A 15,916-nucleotide genomic window follows, 5' to 3' on the forward strand; every position below is an offset into this window, starting at 1 on the left:
TTTAGTCATGCTTGTTCAGGCGACGGTTGGCCGCCCAGCTCAAGGCACGCCACAGCAGGAAGGCGCTGAGCAGAACGCTGATCACGGCCAGCACGGTGAGCAGCACCGGGTGCTCGGAGAGCTGGTACCACAGCAACAGGTACCATGGCAGGTTGCCAACAAAGTACTGGTCACCCACCAGTTGGCTGTAAACACCGCTGCTGCGGATCAGTGCCGCGGAGCCCGCTACTGCGTCCAGCTTGCCGCTGTCACCGAGGACTTCGCGCAACAAGTTGTAGTCTGCATCGTCATTGGCCAACATTGCCACGACACTGCGCTGGTTATGGGTCGGGGACTGCATGCCCAGGATAGCTGCAATCGGGGCCTGCGCTGTGACTTCCACCTTGTTGGCTGGCACGTTGCGTGCGTCGGTCGACGGCGTGCGACGAATGTTGGCATCAATACCGGTGGTGCCATGTGGCTGAACCAGCATGTCACGCTGGCGTTGCAGCAATACGCTCAAGTCCGGGTTATCGCGCAGGTCTGGTGCCATTTGTCCCAGTACCAGCAGGTCGGCATCTTCCTTGGAGGCGGATTGCCAGTCATCGGTCAGGCGCAAGCCGAACGCCGGGTAGCCGGAACGCGCAGAAATGCTGGCCACGGTTTCAAGCAGGGTGCTGATTTGTGTCGGTGTGGTGTCTTTGGGTACGACAACGATGGATTCGGACATGTCGGCCATGCGGCTGAACGGGAAACCACTGCGGGCAAAGGCCTTGAGGTCCGGCATGCTGATGTAGTGGTAGTAGCCGGACATATCGATGGTGGAGTCCTCATCGATAATTGCCTGGGTGTTGGCCGGCAGGATGGTCTGGCAGCGATCTTTCTGTGAACTGCCCATGGTGCTGGCAAAGTTGAAGTCGAAACGCAGACGGTTACGGTCGCCAATTTTCAGCGAAGGCACGATCAGTTTGTCATTGACGTTGGCTGAGTCGTTGGACAGCACCGACAGGCGCAGTTCTTCGAGGTTGCTGGTGTCTTTGCGCAGCAATGGCAGGCTGGTGAGGAACTGGTCATTGAGGCTGATATTCAAGCGCGAATCATCATTGGCCGACGGCGCGGTGTAGCGGTACTGGGTGCGTAGCGGGATACCCTGGTTGCGCCACACAAACAGGTCAGGCGGCAGGTTGACGTCCAGGGTAATGGCGCGAGGCACCAGCCCGCTGACTTGCAGTTGTTGCGGGTAACTGACCAGTTCGGCAAAACGCACAGGGCGGTCGGTACGCATCCACGCCGGAGCATCGTAGGGTTTGCGCGGTTGCAGTTCCTGGACCTTGTCGATGGTCACACGGGAACCGCGCATCAGGTTGCCGCCCAGGGCCAGGGCCTTGGCGGCTGTAGCCAGGTCTTCTTCGTTGCGACCCATGACCAGCAGGATTTTGCTGTAAGGCGCATCAGGGTGGTTGATCATTTCGACCACAGGCGCGGTCACGGCCGGGAATTTCTCCAGATCGCTCATAAATGCAGGGCGGTGATCGTTGGTGGCAAACACCACGGTGGGCTGGACGGCATCCTTGTCTTGCACGCCTGGCAGGGTATCGAACACGACCGGGAAATTGGCCCCGCGCCAGTTGGACTGGCTACCGAAGTAGGAAGCCAGAATCGCGGCGGCTTTCTGTTCGCCCAGGGTCGGGTTGGCCGCGAAGACAAACGGCAGTTCGAGTTTGCCGCTGTTGCGCGGGTCGAAAAACGGCAGCGGGAAAAACGCCAGATCGTTTTGCAGGCTCAGCGCCTGTTCCTGCAGGGTAATGCTGCTGCCACGGCTGATATTGACCCACAGGGTGCTGTTGGCCGGGTCTTCGCAGAATTCGGTGTAATGGCCGACAAACTCCAGGCGTACGCGGTTGAAGTCCGAAATCAGTCGCGGATCAAGGGCCATCTTTTGCGTGGTTTTACGCCCCAACTGGTCCTTCTCGATCGGCAGCACGCCCATCAGCACATCGTTGAGGTAAACCCGGATATGGGAAACCGTCGGGATCAGCGAAGGCGAGGGCGTGTATTCCAGCTGCAGGCTGGCGTCGCTGGCAATGCGGTCCCGGCGCATGCCGAATTCCACCTGGTCGGCGCTGTTGATACCCAGCAGCAGGGAGTCACCGGGGCGCCCCAGTTGCTCAAAGGTATAGGTCACCGGCCAGCTTGGCAGTACCTGATCGGTTTGTGCAAATGCAGGTTTTGGCAGCGTTTCGGCCACTGGTGAGCTCCCCGGCAAAGGCAGGGGGGCCGACATCAGCTGTGAGGCGAAGGTCATCAGCGCTAGGCTGGCGAAAATGGTTTTTTTGGTTATACGACTCATGATCTGCTCACTGGCCGGGAAATAAGAGGGGTGGAGGTGGGCATGCGCGGCAAAAAGCTGCCCAGCCACTGAAAGATGTGCAGGAAAGGTTTTGCCAACACGCGGACCCACGCCGGCAGGTATTCATACAGGCGGTAATAACCCTTGATGCCCAGGGCCAGGATCTCCTTGAGACTCTGGATCGGCTTGTCGGCTTCAAAACCGCTGTTGTGATCAAGCCAGGCATCGGCGCGGCCAAAGGTGCATTGCACGAAGGCAATTTTTTCTTCGGCCGGTAACCGGGCAAAGCTGAGACCAATAAAACGTTCGCTGGAACGGGTCAGGGTGCCGGTGAATACAAACTCGCGGTTGCCGCGTTGCAGAATCAGTGACACCGGCGTGCCGACGGGCAATTGCAGAGCCTGGCTCAGTTGCAGGCCGACGCCACCGTCGGAGTAGTCCACCAGCTCACAAGGGTAGCTGTGCCCGTCAGCCAGTTTCACCGCCCCCGGCAAGCGCGCGAGTACCCGGTGGGTGTTGCGCACCTGGCGTACTTCCGCGGCAACTGCAACCGCAGCCCCGATGATCAGCAGGTTGTAGATCACCCACAGGACGCTGACGATCACCGTGAAGATTTCATCCCTGGGACCATAGAACAGGCGCCAGACGGCAAAGCCCAGGCCGAGGATGTTCAACACCGACAAAATCAGATAGGGCTTGGCGGTCTGCCAGTCGAACTGGTTTTCCTCAATCATGCCGCCCTTGGCCGTGACGTTGAATTTGCCCCGTGACGGGCTGAACAAGGCCACCGTGGTCGGCCGTGCGATGTACCAGGCCAGCACGGTTTCATACACCTCGCCCCAGAATGTCTGGCGGTAGGCGCCTTGCATCCGCGAGTTGGTCAGGCTGGCGTGGATCATGTGCGGCAGCACGTACAACAGGATCATCGCCGCCGGGGCGTAGATGATGTAAGCGTGGAAGAACAGGAATGCCAGGGGCGCAGTGAGGAACACCAGCCGCGGCAGTCCCACCAGAAAGTGCATCATGGCGTTGGTGTAGCAGATGCGCTGGAAGATCGTCAGGCCCTTGCCCAACAGCGGGTTGTCAGTGCGGAAAATCTGCACCATGCCCCGCGCCCAACGGATGCGCTGGCCGATATGCGCCGACAGGCTTTCGGTCGCCAGCCCCGCCGCCTGCGGAATACGCAGATAGGCCGAGGTCCAGCCATTGCGGTGCAGACGCAAGGCGGTATGGGCATCTTCGGTCACGGTTTCGACAGCAAAACCGCCGATGGAGTCAATTGCGGTACGCCGCAGTATGGCGCAGGAGCCGCAGAAGAACGCGGCGTTCCACATGTCGTTGCCGTCCTGGATCAGGCCGTAGAACAGTTCGCCTTCGTTGGGGCGGTTACGGAAAGTACCCAGGTTGCGCTCGAACGGATCCGGCGAGAGGAAGTGGTGCGGGGTTTGCACCAGCGCCAGTTTCGGATCGCGCAGAAACCAGCCAACCGTCAATTGCAGGAAGGAGCGGGCAGGCATGTGGTCGCAGTCGAAAATCGCCACCAGATCGCCGTCGAGCAATTTCAGGGCATGGTTGAGGTTACCCGCCTTGGCGTGACGGTTGTCGGTGCGGGCGATGTAGTTGATACCCACTTCCTCGGCGAAGGTCTTGAAACTTGGGCGGTTACCGTCATCGAGCAAATGGATGCGCAGCTTGTCTTTCGGCCAGTCGATACCCAGCGCCGCATACACCGTGCCACGGGTAACCGACAATTCTTCGTTGTAGGTGGGAATCAGCAGATCCACTACCGGCCACTGATCGGTGTCTGCCGGCAGCTGTGCCGGTTTGCGATTGAGCGGCCATGAGGTTTGCACATAACCCAGCAACAGGATCAGCCAGGTATAGGTTTCGGCCACCAGCAAGGTCAGGCCGCAGACCAGATCGAAGGTGTCGTTCCAGTTCAGGGTCGAGGTATAGCGCCACCACAGATAACGGCACGACACGATGACCGAGAGCACGATCAGCAATAATGTAGGGAAGCGCCCCGGCATGCGCCGGACCAGCATGGCCAGCATCCACAGCAAGATGACAAACACCAGTTGCGCAAGGAAACCGAACGGTTCGGTAATGCACAGCACAATCAACGCCAGGGCCAGTACGCCCATGGCGATATACAGGCCCTTGCGCAGCGGCCATTGAATGTTGTCCCACCAGTGCGAGCCTTTGGTGACTTGCGGGCTGAGGGTGGTGGGCAAGCGGGCAAAGGCATTGGACAGCAGGTTCCATGGCCGTTGCACGATCATCAGCAAGGCCGAGAAAAAGCTGGCCGTGCGCTGGCGGAAGCGTTGCCGGCCGATCTGGTCCTGGTTGGGCGTTCGCACCAGCAGTAGCCACAGGGTTTGCACCGTGTAGCGCAGCGGGTCACCGATGGTCGAGGGCTTGTCCGCCAGGTGCGGATACAGGCGCCGGTGCTGTTCGCGCAAGGCTTGCCAGCGGGGTGATTCAAGGCGCAGGAAGATCCAGCCCAGCGCTTGAATCAGCGCCAGGGTGAAGGCGGTAAAACGGGTGCAGTTCTGCTCCCGCCGCAATCGTGTATAGGGGAACCAACGCCTGATCATTCAAGCCTCCTGCCACGCAGCAGGCACCAACTGGCCAGGCTGATAATGTCCAGGGCAATCAGGCTGGAGGGCGCATAGAGCCCGGCAGGCTCGCTTCTGGCCAGGGCCTCGGCCATGGCTTCATCTGCATGCAGGTTGACTGGCACCAGTGCATGGGCATAACGCTGTTGCCAGATCAGCAGCAGATCGCGCTGCAACTGGCTGGCGGCATCGAAGCGATTGACCAGAAACAGCGGGGTCTGCGTCAGCTGCGGTTGCAACAGCACATGGCAGGCAGCATCGGCGTTGGTAACCATCATCGAGAGTGCGCAGTGCGGGTTGGTCATATGCCCAGGCAAGCGTTGCGGCAGGTCGAAGAGTATCCAGTCAAACGCGTTCGCCAGCGCAGCCTGGCGCTGGCTCCAGAGCTTTGGCTGTTCAATCAGCAGGGCATCGAGGGCAAAAAGCTCGCTCGGCTTCAATTGGCCATAGGGCAGCACGCACAGGCCTGGCTCTACCACCCAGGCGTGTTCGTGCCAGGGTTGCCGGTCAAGGGTCGCCCGCGCCCAGCCTTCACGCGGGGCAAGGTCCATATTGAAATGCAGGCCCAGGGAGTTCTCCGGGCACATGTCCACCAGCAGCACTTTCTGCCCCAGCTCATGCAGCGCATGGCCCAGGGCCGCCAGGGTTGAGCTGGTGCCCACGCCACCCCGCACGCCACGCAAACTCATGCTGATCATGGGGTTTGCTCCGTGTCCTTGGCCAGCAACGGGGGCTGCTTGTACTGCGCCTCTAGATAGGCCAGCAACGGCCAGCGCTCAAAGGCCTGCAACAGCTCCATATGTGCCGAGACATCGACATATTCCAGGGCATGCAGCTCCATCATGGATTTAAGCCGGGCAATATCATCGGCCCGTTCTTTGCGCGAAAGGATATCGGCGCTTATTTGAACCGCTGTGGGTAAGGCAGCCATCCGCCGTTCTCCTTGATTCGCACATAAGGTTTGCCGTTGTAGTCGAGTACTACGGTCCCTGAGTTTTCCGATACTTTCGCGGTTTTCGGCAGATCGGTGAGCAGCCTGGACCAGTCCACGGTCTGGCCATTGCTCAGCGCCGGATCGGCGTACAGGCGAGCTATGATTTCTGCCACGGCCAGGTAGCTGCTGGGTTCACTGACGTGGATAGGCTGGGTTTGCGCGTTGTCGCCCATATTGATCAGCTTGATACCCACCGGTACATGGGTGATGGAGTCACTGGGGATTTCGCGCATGCCGGCTATCTGCATGCGGTCACCGTGCAGCGCTGCGCCATGCTCAGGGACGATGGCTACCACGACGCGACGGCCACTTTTTTCCAGCTCTTTAAGGAAGGCATTAAGATCGTCGAGAAGGATCTGCGCCCGGCTGCGGTAGTCAGCGGCCTGGGTGCCGCCATCGGACTGCACCTGGCGGTTACCGTCGTGCAGGCTGGTGGTGTTGTAGAACAGCGCCATATTGGGTGAGTCTTCAGTCATGCGGTGCTGCCACCACTTGCTCAGCACATCACGGTCGCGCCAGATCGGCGAGCCGTCAAAACCGACATAGGTACGCGGCAGGCCTGCGGGTACAACACCCAGAGCCGGAGGAGGCAACTGGCCCTGTTCACGCACTTCCTGCAGGAAACCGTCGAATTCACCGGTGTGGTTAAGCATCAGCTCATTGGAAAAGCCCAGCTTGCGCAAGTCATCGAACAACAGGCACTGATCCGCCGGTTGTTTGTACAGATGCGCATGGGAGGTCTGACCGCAACTGGCGCGCAGCAAGCGAATGGCTGCGGGGCCGCTGTAGGCGGTGGCCGAGTTGAAGTTGTCGAATATCACGTCCATCTGGCTGAACAACGGGTTGTCACGCAAGCCCACGGCATCCAGGTCGTCCCAGGCCATGGAACAAATATTGATCACCAGCAGATCGAACGGGGGCGGCTTGACTGCCGGTTCCTTGAACTCGACCTTGCGCGTGGATTCGTTGAGATAGAACTTCTCCAGGTAGCCATTGAGCGTCGCGTCGTCGGGCTCGCCTGCGCTGACGGTCGGCACGCCCGTGGCAGTCTGTGCGCCGGCCATTTGCGGTTGCACGGAAGGTGGCAACAGCCACTGCAGATTGCCCATGCCCAACCAGGCAAAGCCCAGCAGGGTGAGGGTGGTCAGGCGCAGCCACTGGTTCAGGAACAGGTAGCCGACAAACAGCAACAGCAACAGGGCGCACACTTGCCAGTCGATAAAACGCCCCAGCAGCTCGACGATATAGTCGAACGAAAAGTTCAACACCCCGGGTTGTGCCAGCAGGCGGCTGAAGGGCGGGAACCAGGTGTCCTGGTACAGAAGGGCCACGGCCACCGGAATGGCAATCAGGGTGCGCAAACGGCGTAGCGCCGGGTTGGCGATCGGAATCAGCAAAACGGCAGCAAATATCAGGTTGGGCAAAATCTGGATGTTCAGATGCCCCGTCCAGGCCAGCAGGAACTTGGCCAGGAAATACAGGTTCCAGGCGCCCAGGCCGCTCCAGGATCCGGCAATTTTGTGCGCCGGTGCGTCAGACTTAAACAGACTCATCAGGCGTTCTCTGAGCAGGGCTGGCTGGCATGCGACGGCGAACGCCGCACGATTTCAAATAGCGGGGAGAGAGGTACTGCTCGAAATGACTTTTCAAGTACATCCGCATGCGCTGCCAGAACAGCGTCAGCAGTACGGTCACCACACAGGTCAATGCAATGACATCGATTAGCTCAAGGAACGTCATGACTGTGGCTCACTGATAGGCAGGGTGAATCTTTGCGGATTTAACGGCGCACGTTCACCCGTAGCAGATACCGCTTGCGTCGCATGGGTCTCGACGGGGATATGCAAGTGTGCAGGCACGGCGCCAGCTTTCATAAAGGCGTCAGCCGGCAGATCGGACAACCCGCTGAGCATGCGGCGCTGGCTGAACATGTCGCGCCAGGGCAGGCGGCAAACATTGCCCAGTGCCGGTTCCAGTCCGTCAGCGCGGCAGGCAAACAGAAAGAGGTAAAGCTCGCCATCCAGCAGGCAGGCAAAGTCGCCGAATCGACGCAGGCACATCTGATTGAGGAACAGTTCCTCACCAATGCCGGGCACCGGTTCGAACTTCATCAACTGGTGGGTTACCTCACCCGAACTGTCCTGGTAGATCTGCGCAACGGCTTCGAAAAAATCACGGGGGCTCACCAGCCCGCGAATTTGCGGCGGGCGCTGACGTTCCAGAAGGGTCTTGAAATCAATGCTCTGCGTGTACTGCCAGCGCTGCCCCTGAATGCTCTCAATCATGCTCAGAAAACGTGAGAGCAGGGTGCCGTCGGGAACGATCAGGTTGGCCCCGCAGGCCAGCAACAGACGTTCATCGCGGTAGCGCACCGACGGTTCCATTTCGCGCACAACGATCTTCAACTGCGGCCCGCAATGTTCGCGCAAGTCGTGCAACTGCTGTGCAAGCTCAAGTAACTGGTAGCTGTTGTCGATGCCGACAATTACGGTCGCGGCGCTGGCTGACTGGGCTGCTTCGAGCAATGCATCACGGTTTTCGAACAGGTACCAGTGCTTGGACATTGACGGCGCACCCTCCAGCACGGAGCGCTCGGCAAGATAAACGTGCTGATCGTCCGCTACCCGGGGCTGGGTATCGACCTCGGTTTGCGGGATCAGGCGCAAGGTCGCGTCCTGGTCCGACAACTTGAACTCCTGCCCGGCGCTAACGCCCAGATCGCTGTGCCAAAAGTGCAACTGATAGCGCAGGTCGCCGTTGTAGCGGTACAAGCGACTTAAACCGGAGAGGGTTTGATTGAGTTGCAGCAACTGCGCATGCAGCAGCGCTGACTCGCCATGGGTAATCACCAGCAATGTGGCGTTGCGCTCCAGCAGCCAGGAACGCATGCGCTCGAACCAACGTTGCAATTGGACCGCTGTGGTGGTCTCAGCCCAACTGTTGGCAGGCAGCACCAGCAGGATCTGGCTTGAAGGGGCGGTACCGGCGCGCGCAAGGTCGCGGTTCAACGTGGCCAGCCCAGCCACGATGACTCTTGGTGCGATCTCGAACAGCTTGAGTTTTTCCGGCCCGCGATCGGGCGCCATGTCGTTGACCAGGCCTTGTGCGTAGCCGGTGCTGGCAATCAAGGTTGCCGGCACGCTTTCGGGTATGTTTTCAAGAAATTGCCGAGCAAGCAGTTTTGCGTCAGCGGAGTGATCGACCGTGACCCAATACAAGCCGCCTGCGCGCAACACAATGTGTTGATCCGGCAATCCGCCTATGGCCAAACTGATATGAACCAAGCGTAACGTCCCCCCCAGGGATAAACAGGTATTAAGGCGTTCGGGTACTGCCATCCAAAAACAGCCATCACCTGTTACCTTCAGGTTTGATCTTTTATGGCGCCAATAGAATGACTGTCAACATCTAACCCGTGACGTCTTGTTGATTTATTCTTGTTCTGTGCGGTCTGCACAGTCTAGGACAAGCGTAGTACTACACTCGAATGCGTGTAAGAAAGTGCGCAGCTTATCACTGGAAAATTACCAAATACATGACTTGTAGCGAATAAATGTCAAAAAAATAACGCACTATTGATTTTAGTCATTAAATTGGCGCTATGGCTGGAGGCGCTTGTATTCAAGGGCTTCGCGCTGTAGCTCTGGGTGTTTACCTGTGAAGCTCGCGAGAAAACCGGCTAAAGGGAGAGGAAAGTACGCGCCCGGCTTTCTGAGAGTCCCATTGCGTGCTATTGCTTACGCGGGTTCATTGTGAACAGAGCCATTGTGATCAGGTTCGCCCTCAGAACCTGAACCTGCCACTGAAATAGCCATGAGGTGCAGATATGCCAGTCAAGCACGACTTGTTACAGGACTTGGGGCTCACTAAAGAGGCCGTCAGCAAGTTTCGCAGCGAAAACCCGCATCTGAATCAGCTGTTTGTACAGTACGGCGAAAAAGATGCCGAGGTCGTTGAAGCTGAAGCCAACGACGCCATAGGCGTCCCTGATGATGTACTGCGCACGCTCAAGGAGCAGCGCTTGCAGATCAAGGATAAAATCGCGCAGATCCTCAGCGCTTAAGTCACCGCAAGCTGCAGGAAGTAGATATGTCCCGAATCATCAAAATTGTTGCCACATTGCGTGCCAAGCCTGGTCATGGCAAAACTGTCGAGCAGGCACTGCGCGCCTGTGTCGAAGGCTCACGGGCCGAACCGGGCTGCCGTTTCTATGACTTGCACGTGGATCGTACCGACCCCGAGCGTTTTGTCTTTATTGAAGGTTGGGCGGACATGGAGGCGATCGAGCATCATAAAACCACCCCGCACTACCAGGCGATGGCCCATGCCGTGGGCGATCTATTGGCGCATCGCGAAGTGTTGTTGCTTGACGAACTGAGCGTTTAGGCCCGGTTCAAGTGCGCAACAGCCTGCGGCGGCCCTGAACAGGCCGCCGTTTTTATTGGCGGACGTTTAAAAATGTGCGGCATCGATCTCGAGCAGTGATTCGCTGCCAGCCCGTATTCCTTGCTCCAGGCTCAGTGTGCGAGGCAACAAGCGGGAGAAATAGAACTGTGCGGTCGCCAGCTTGGTGTCATAAAACCCGGGGTCGGTACTCCGCGAGCGCTGCGCCACATCGGCCATGCGTGCCCATAGCCAGGCATACGCCACATAACCGAACAGGTGCAGATATTCGACGCAGGCGGCGCCTGTTTCATTGGGGTTGGCCCTGGCCCGTGCCTGCAGCCAGTCACTGACATCCTCAAGACGCTGCACTGCGTCCAGCAGTTCGCTGGCATAAGGCTTGCCGGGCCGGGTCGCGAAGTCACGGATGTGTGCGGTAAACAGGCGCAGGCTTGCACCGCCATTGGCGATCACTTTTCGGCCCAGCAAATCCAGCGCCTGGATGCCGTTGGTGCCTTCATAAATCTGCGCAATGCGCACATCGCGAACCAGCTGTTCCTGGCCCCATTCGCGGATATAGCCATGACCACCAAAGACTTGCTGGCCCAGCACGCAACTGTCGAAACCGGTATCGGTAAAGAAGGCCTTGGCCACTGGGGTCAGCAAGGCTACCAGCGCAGTGGCTTGCTGATGCTCCTGCGGCTCGGTAGAGAACTTGGCCAGATCCAGTTGCTGGCCCACATAGCTGGCAAATGCCCGTCCACCTTCGGTCATGGCCTTCATGCTCAGCAACATGCGTCGCACATCGGGGTGGACGATAATCGGGTCGGCAATCTTCTCCGGTGCCACGGCTCCGGTCGGGGCACGACTTTGCAGGCGCTCGCGGGCATAGCTGCGGGCATTCTGGTAGGAGGCCTCGGCGCAGCCAATGCCCTGGATGCCGATCGACAGACGTTCGTAGTTCATCATGGTAAACATCGCGGCCAGGCCCTTATTGGCTTCACCGATCAACCAGCCCTGTGCGCCGTCAAAGTTGATCACGCAGGTTGCCGAAGCCTTGATCCCCATCTTGTGCTCGATGGAGCCGCAGCTCACCGCATTGCCTTGTCCGAGTGAACCATCGTCATTTACCAGCACCTTGGGAACCAGAAACAACGAAATGCCCCTGGGCCCCGCTGGCGCATCCGGCAGCTTGGCCAGCACCAGATGGATGATGTTTGCGGTCAGGTCCTGATCGCCGCCGGTGATGAATATCTTGCTGCCGCTGAGGCTGAAACTGCCGTCAGACTGCGGTTCGGCGCGGGTGCGGATAATCCCCAGATCGGTGCCGGAATGGGCCTCGGTCAGGCACATGGAACCGGCCCAGCGGCCTTCGTACATCGGTGGCAGGTAACGGCTTTTGAGGGGTTCGCTGGCGTGGGCATCGATGGCAAGGCAAGCACCGCTGGTGAGCGCCGAATAAAGGGCAAAACTGGAGTTTGCGCCGTAGAGCATTTCTTCAAATTGCACGGCGAGCATTTTCGGCATGCCCAGGCCGCCAAATTCAGGATTGCCCGACAGGCCTATCCAGCCGCCTTCGATGTAGGTGTTGTAGGCTGACTTGAAGCCTTCAGGTGTGGTGACCTGGCCCGCCAGCCAGTGTGCGCCTTCTTCGTCGCCACTGCGGTTGAGCGGGGCGATCAGTTGGCCGGTGACCTTGGCGGCTTCCTCAAGTATGGCGTCGGCGGTATCGGCGTCGACGTGGTCGGCCAGGGCTGGCAGCCTGGCCCAGAGTGCGGGGGCTTCGAAGACTTCGTGCAGGACAAAGCGCATATCGCGCAGGGGGGCGTTGAATTCAGGCATGAAAAACCTCGTTTTTTGCAGCTGAAGGCATTCTGTGGGAGCGGGCTTGCTCGCGATTTGGGCGCCGCGGCCTGTCTGGGTAACCGAAGCGACACCTTCGCGAGCAAGCTCGCTCCCACAGTGGGTCTATAGGGGGCAGTTACAGTGCTTTGGCCATATCACGCAGCACGAACTTCTGGATCTTGCCCGTGGAGGTCTTGGGCAGCAGGGTGAACACCACCGTACGGGGCACTTTGAACCCGGCCAGGTGATCGCGGCAAAAGGCAATGATCTCGGCCTCGCGCACCTGCTGATGATCGGCCTTGAGAGTGATAAAGGCGCAAGGCGTTTCACCCCACTTTTCACAGGGCCGCGCCACCACGGCCGCCTCCATGACGCCCGGGTGTCGGTAGAGCACACCCTCGACCTCGATGGTGGAAATGTTCTCGCCACCGGAAATGATAATGTCCTTGAGCCGGTCGCGAATTTCGACGTAGCCGTCCGGGTGGCACACGGCAAGGTCACCGGTGTGGAACCAGCCGCCTTCGAAGGCTTCGGCCGTGGCGCTGGGGTTCTTCAGATAGCCCTTCATTACCGTATTGCCGCGCATGAAAATCTCGCCCATGGTCTCGCCGTCACGGGGCGTCGGTACCAGGGTTTTCGGGTCGGCCACCATCACGCCTTCCAGCGTCGGGTAGCGCACGCCCTGGCGGGACTTGATCTGTGCGCGTTCGGCCAGAGGCTGCGCATCCCACTTTTCATGCCAGGCACAAATCGTCACCGGACCATACACCTCGGTCAGGCCATAGACGTGGGTGACCTTGATGCCCATTTCTTCCACGGCACCAATCACCTTGGCCGGTGGCGCAGCGCCTGCGACCATCGCATGCACCGGGTGGTCGATGGCAGCCTTGGCGGACTCGGGCATATTGACCAGGGCGTTGAGCACAATCGGTGCACCACACAGATGGGTGACCTGATGCTCGCGAATCAACGTGAGGATCTTTTGCGGGTCAACCCGGCGCAGGAACACATGCACGCCAGCCAGCGCGGTGATGATCCATGGGTAGCACCAGCCGTTACAGTGGAACATCGGCAAGGTCCACAAATACACCGGGTGATTGCCGATGGCCCAGACCATCTGGTTGCCCAGGGAATTGAGGTAAGCACCGCGATGGTGATACACCACGCCCTTGGGGTTGCCGGTGGTGCCGGAGGTGTAATTGAGGGCAATGGCCTGCCATTCATCTGCGGGCCATTGCCAATCAAACTCGGGATCGCCTTCGGCCAGCAGCGCTTCATAGTCCAACTGGCTGACCGGCTGGCCTTCACCGTATTCGGGGTCATCCACATCGATGATCAGCGGGGGGTGATCGAGCATGGCCACGGCCGCATGCACTACGTCATGGAACTCGCGATCGGCAATCAGCACCTTGGCTTCGCCGTGGGCGAGCATAAAGGCGATGGCTTCAGCATCGAGGCGAACATTGAGGGCATTGAGCACCGCGCCGATCATGGGCACGGCAAAGTGCGCTTCAAGCATCGCCGGGATATTGGGCAGCATTACCGCTACCGTATCGCCCTGGCCAATCCCGCGCCCGGCCAGGGCACAAGCCAGGCGGCGGCAACGACTGTAGGTCTGCGCCCAGGTGCGGCGGATGGCGCCGTGAATCACGGCAGGGTAATCGGGGTAGACGCTGGCTGTACGTTCGATAAAACTCAGCGGAGACAGGGCAATATGGTTTACGGCAGTCGGCTCAAGGCCGTGCTCAAAAATCGACATGAAGGTCATTCCGGTGGCTGATTGTTAGCTCTATGGCTGCCTGCTCTGCCGATGGCGAGCGGGTCAGTTTTATGTCCGGTCTGACTTATAGCTCACTCCGGGTTTGATATGGAAGTAATACCTAAGCAATATAGTAGTTGTACTATATAAAGAAAAACCCGTACAACCCCTGGATGCCAAATGCCGACCGCGCTGCTGCCCCATGACCCTCAACCCTCTGTAGTGCTCGATAGAGATGGCTTGCCGCTTGCAGCCAACGACGCATTGATTCGCCTGCTGGCGGGCCAGGGGTTGAGTCATGCGAGTGCTCTATTGCCGGGCAATCTGCCGGAGCTGGTCCGCGCCTGCCTCAGGCAGAGCAGAGCTATCGAGCAGGTAGAGGCGCAATGTGCACAGCAGGTGTGGCTCTGGACCCTGATCCCCGATCCCGACAGCCAATGCGTTGTGGCGCGCGGGCGTGAAGCGAGTACAGAACTGCTGGCCGGGCGAGAGGCGGCCAAAGCCCGACGCCTGTACCGGCTGATTACCGAAAACACCACGGACCTTATCTCGCGCCATACGCCTGACGGGCGTTTTCTGGATGCCTCGCCGGCGTCCTGGACCCTGCTTGGCTACTGGCCGGAAACGCTGCGCGGGACCCTGGCCCAGCGCCTGTTTCATGCTCGCGACCTGAAGCTGGCGCTGCGTCAGGCCCGTGATGCCCTGCAACTCGACGGCTATCACACCATGACCTACCGCATTCGCCATCAGGCAGGGCATTACCTTTGGTTTGAAACAGCCAGCCGGGCAATTCGTGAAACCTACACCGGGGCGGTCGTCGAAGTGGTCAGTGTGTCGCGGGATATCACGGCCCGCGTCCAGGCTGAAGAGAACAAGCGGCGTCTGGCTGAAGTGGTGGAAGCCAACCCTGATCCGGTGCTGTTTATCGACCCGGCTGGCGGGGTGTCGTATCTCAACCCGGCAGCACGGCGTCTGCTGGGTCTGCTGCCCGCAGAAGGCATGCCCGCATTGGCTGATTTTTTGACCGCGCAAGTCTTGGCTACCCTGGAGAGCAACGGCTGGCACAGTGCAGAGGCGCAGGGTTTGTGGAGTCACGAGACCCTTTTGTTACCCTTGAATGGCGAGCCTTCGGTGCCGGTGTCGTTACTGCTGCTGGCTCATCGCTCGACTGCCGGAGAGCGGTTTTTCTCGCTGGTGGCACGGGATATGCGCGAGCGTGAACTGCGCGAAGCCCAGCAGCGCCATCATCAGGATGAAATGGCCCATACCGCGCGCCTGGTCACACTGGGCGAACTGGCATCGGGGATTGCCCACGAAATCAATCAACCGCTGGCGGCAGTGGTCAATTACGCCAATGCCAGCCAACGTTACCTGCAAAGCCTGGACAGTAATCCTGCCGCAGTCGAGCGTGTGGCCCAGGGACTGGAGCGGATCAACCTGCATGCCAATCACGCCGCGCAAGTGATCAAGCGCCTGCGCGGTTTTTTGCGCAAGGGGCGGCGTAACCTGCAAGCGCTGGATATCAGTGAGGTGGCGCGCCAGGCCGTCAGCCTGTGTGCCTGGGAGGCCGGGGAACGAAATGTCACTATCGAGCTGCAGTTGCCGGAGTCCCTGCCATGGGTATACGCCGACCGGGTGTTGCTGGAGCAGGTGCTGCTCAACCTGTTGCGCAATGCCATAGATGCCAACAACGAGCAACTACCGGGTCAGCTTTCGCGGATCATCCTGCAGGCTCAAACCCTTGATGGCGCCACCCTGCAAATCAGCGTGCAGGATCAGGGGCCGGGGGTAAGCGCCGGGGAGCTTGAGCAGTTGTTCACACCGTTTTACACCAGCAAGGCAGAAGGTCTCGGGCTGGGTTTGTCGATGAGCCGCAGCATCGTCGAAGGCTTTGGCGGTGAACTCAATGCCCGACCACAAACCAGCGGCTTGCTGATGTGCTGCTGCCTGCCATTGATGGCTTCACTCAACACGACAAGAGAGTAACG

The 15,916-nt window shown here is 59.3% G+C and carries 12 protein-coding genes; 3 read left to right on the top strand and 9 right to left on the bottom strand.

Annotation, left to right across the window (positions count from 1 at the left end; genetic code table 11):
• Position 1: 1 nt before the first annotated feature.
• From bcsB to bcsE, 7 genes are read right to left on the bottom strand one after another with little or no spacing between them, the layout of a single operon-like run.
• Positions 2–2,329, bottom strand: a complete 2,328-nt coding sequence (bcsB, locus tag EQV96_RS01220) for a cellulose biosynthesis cyclic di-GMP-binding regulatory protein BcsB (RefSeq protein WP_095000191.1) — start codon at positions 2,327–2,329, stop codon at positions 2–4.
• Entirely contained in the window at positions 2,326–4,926 is a 2,601-nt protein-coding gene (bcsA, locus tag EQV96_RS01225) for a UDP-forming cellulose synthase catalytic subunit (RefSeq protein ID WP_240881077.1), read from the bottom strand. Before bcsA ends, bcsB begins: the two co-directional genes overlap by 4 nt.
• The gene (bcsQ, locus tag EQV96_RS01230) at positions 4,923–5,645 is read right to left on the bottom strand and encodes a cellulose biosynthesis protein BcsQ (protein ID WP_240881080.1); all 723 of its coding nucleotides are present in this window, start codon (positions 5,643–5,645) and stop codon (positions 4,923–4,925) included. Before bcsQ ends, bcsA begins: the two co-directional genes overlap by 4 nt.
• A complete protein-coding gene (bcsR, locus tag EQV96_RS01235; protein ID WP_095000194.1) occupies positions 5,642–5,878 on the bottom strand; it encodes a cellulose biosynthesis protein BcsR in 237 nt (78 codons plus the stop codon). The genes bcsQ and bcsR overlap by 4 nt, the downstream gene beginning before the upstream one ends.
• A complete protein-coding gene (gene bcsG, locus EQV96_RS01240; protein ID WP_240881084.1) occupies positions 5,848–7,494 on the bottom strand; it encodes a cellulose biosynthesis protein BcsG in 1,647 nt (548 codons plus the stop codon). The genes bcsR and bcsG overlap by 31 nt, the downstream gene beginning before the upstream one ends.
• The gene (gene bcsF, locus EQV96_RS01245; protein ID WP_095000196.1) at positions 7,481–7,681 is read right to left on the bottom strand and encodes a cellulose biosynthesis protein BcsF; all 201 of its coding nucleotides are present in this window, start codon (positions 7,679–7,681) and stop codon (positions 7,481–7,483) included. The genes bcsG and bcsF overlap by 14 nt, the downstream gene beginning before the upstream one ends.
• The gene (bcsE, locus tag EQV96_RS01250; protein ID WP_240881087.1) at positions 7,678–9,225 is read right to left on the bottom strand and encodes a cellulose biosynthesis protein BcsE; all 1,548 of its coding nucleotides are present in this window, start codon (positions 9,223–9,225) and stop codon (positions 7,678–7,680) included. Before bcsE ends, bcsF begins: the two co-directional genes overlap by 4 nt.
• 542 nt (positions 9,226–9,767) lie before the next feature.
• Here bcsE and EQV96_RS01255 point away from each other — a divergent pair.
• On the top strand, positions 9,768–10,004 hold the full coding sequence (locus tag EQV96_RS01255; RefSeq protein WP_095000197.1) for a DUF465 domain-containing protein: 237 nt from the start codon (positions 9,768–9,770) through the stop codon (positions 10,002–10,004).
• A 26-nt stretch (positions 10,005–10,030) separates the two neighbouring features.
• A complete protein-coding gene (locus tag EQV96_RS01260; protein ID WP_095038784.1) occupies positions 10,031–10,327 on the top strand; it encodes a putative quinol monooxygenase in 297 nt (98 codons plus the stop codon).
• A gap of 66 nt (positions 10,328–10,393) precedes the next feature.
• Here the strand turns inward: EQV96_RS01260 and EQV96_RS01265 are convergent, their stop codons facing one another.
• A complete protein-coding gene (locus tag EQV96_RS01265) occupies positions 10,394–12,166 on the bottom strand; it encodes an acyl-CoA dehydrogenase C-terminal domain-containing protein (RefSeq protein ID WP_240881089.1) in 1,773 nt (590 codons plus the stop codon).
• 139 nt (positions 12,167–12,305) lie between these two features.
• A complete protein-coding gene (locus EQV96_RS01270; RefSeq protein WP_095000200.1) occupies positions 12,306–13,928 on the bottom strand; it encodes an acyl-CoA synthetase in 1,623 nt (540 codons plus the stop codon).
• Positions 13,929–14,108: 180 nt separating this feature from the next.
• On the opposite strand from EQV96_RS01270, the gene EQV96_RS01275 reads away from it, so the two are divergent.
• Positions 14,109–15,914 (top strand): PAS domain S-box protein, encoded by a 1,806-nt coding sequence (locus EQV96_RS01275; RefSeq protein WP_240881091.1) that lies wholly within the window; start codon positions 14,109–14,111, stop codon positions 15,912–15,914.
• Positions 15,915–15,916: the final 2 nt, after the last annotated feature.

Origin of the sequence: Pseudomonas sp. TMW22080, assembly GCF_022496745.1 — a bacterium.
In the GTDB taxonomy this organism is placed as follows: Bacteria; Pseudomonadota; Gammaproteobacteria; order Pseudomonadales; family Pseudomonadaceae; genus Aquipseudomonas; species Aquipseudomonas bubulae.

Coding starts and splice junctions, on each gene's coding strand:
- bcsQ (WP_240881080.1), bottom strand. CDS start 5,645: ATGATCAGCATGAGTTTGCGTGGCGTGCGGGGTGGCGTGGGCACCAGC.
- bcsR (WP_095000194.1), bottom strand. CDS start 5,878: ATGGCTGCCTTACCCACAGCGGTTCAAATAAGCGCCGATATCCTTTCG.
- EQV96_RS01275 (WP_240881091.1), top strand. CDS start 14,109: ATGCCGACCGCGCTGCTGCCCCATGACCCTCAACCCTCTGTAGTGCTC.
- EQV96_RS01260 (WP_095038784.1), top strand. CDS start 10,031: ATGTCCCGAATCATCAAAATTGTTGCCACATTGCGTGCCAAGCCTGGT.
- bcsG (WP_240881084.1), bottom strand. CDS start 7,494: ATGAGTCTGTTTAAGTCTGACGCACCGGCGCACAAAATTGCCGGATCC.
- EQV96_RS01270 (WP_095000200.1), bottom strand. CDS start 13,928: ATGTCGATTTTTGAGCACGGCCTTGAGCCGACTGCCGTAAACCATATT.
- bcsF (WP_095000196.1), bottom strand. CDS start 7,681: ATGACGTTCCTTGAGCTAATCGATGTCATTGCATTGACCTGTGTGGTG.
- bcsB (WP_095000191.1), bottom strand. CDS start 2,329: ATGAGTCGTATAACCAAAAAAACCATTTTCGCCAGCCTAGCGCTGATG.
- bcsA (WP_240881077.1), bottom strand. CDS start 4,926: ATGATCAGGCGTTGGTTCCCCTATACACGATTGCGGCGGGAGCAGAAC.
- EQV96_RS01255 (WP_095000197.1), top strand. CDS start 9,768: ATGCCAGTCAAGCACGACTTGTTACAGGACTTGGGGCTCACTAAAGAG.
- EQV96_RS01265 (WP_240881089.1), bottom strand. CDS start 12,166: ATGCCTGAATTCAACGCCCCCCTGCGCGATATGCGCTTTGTCCTGCAC.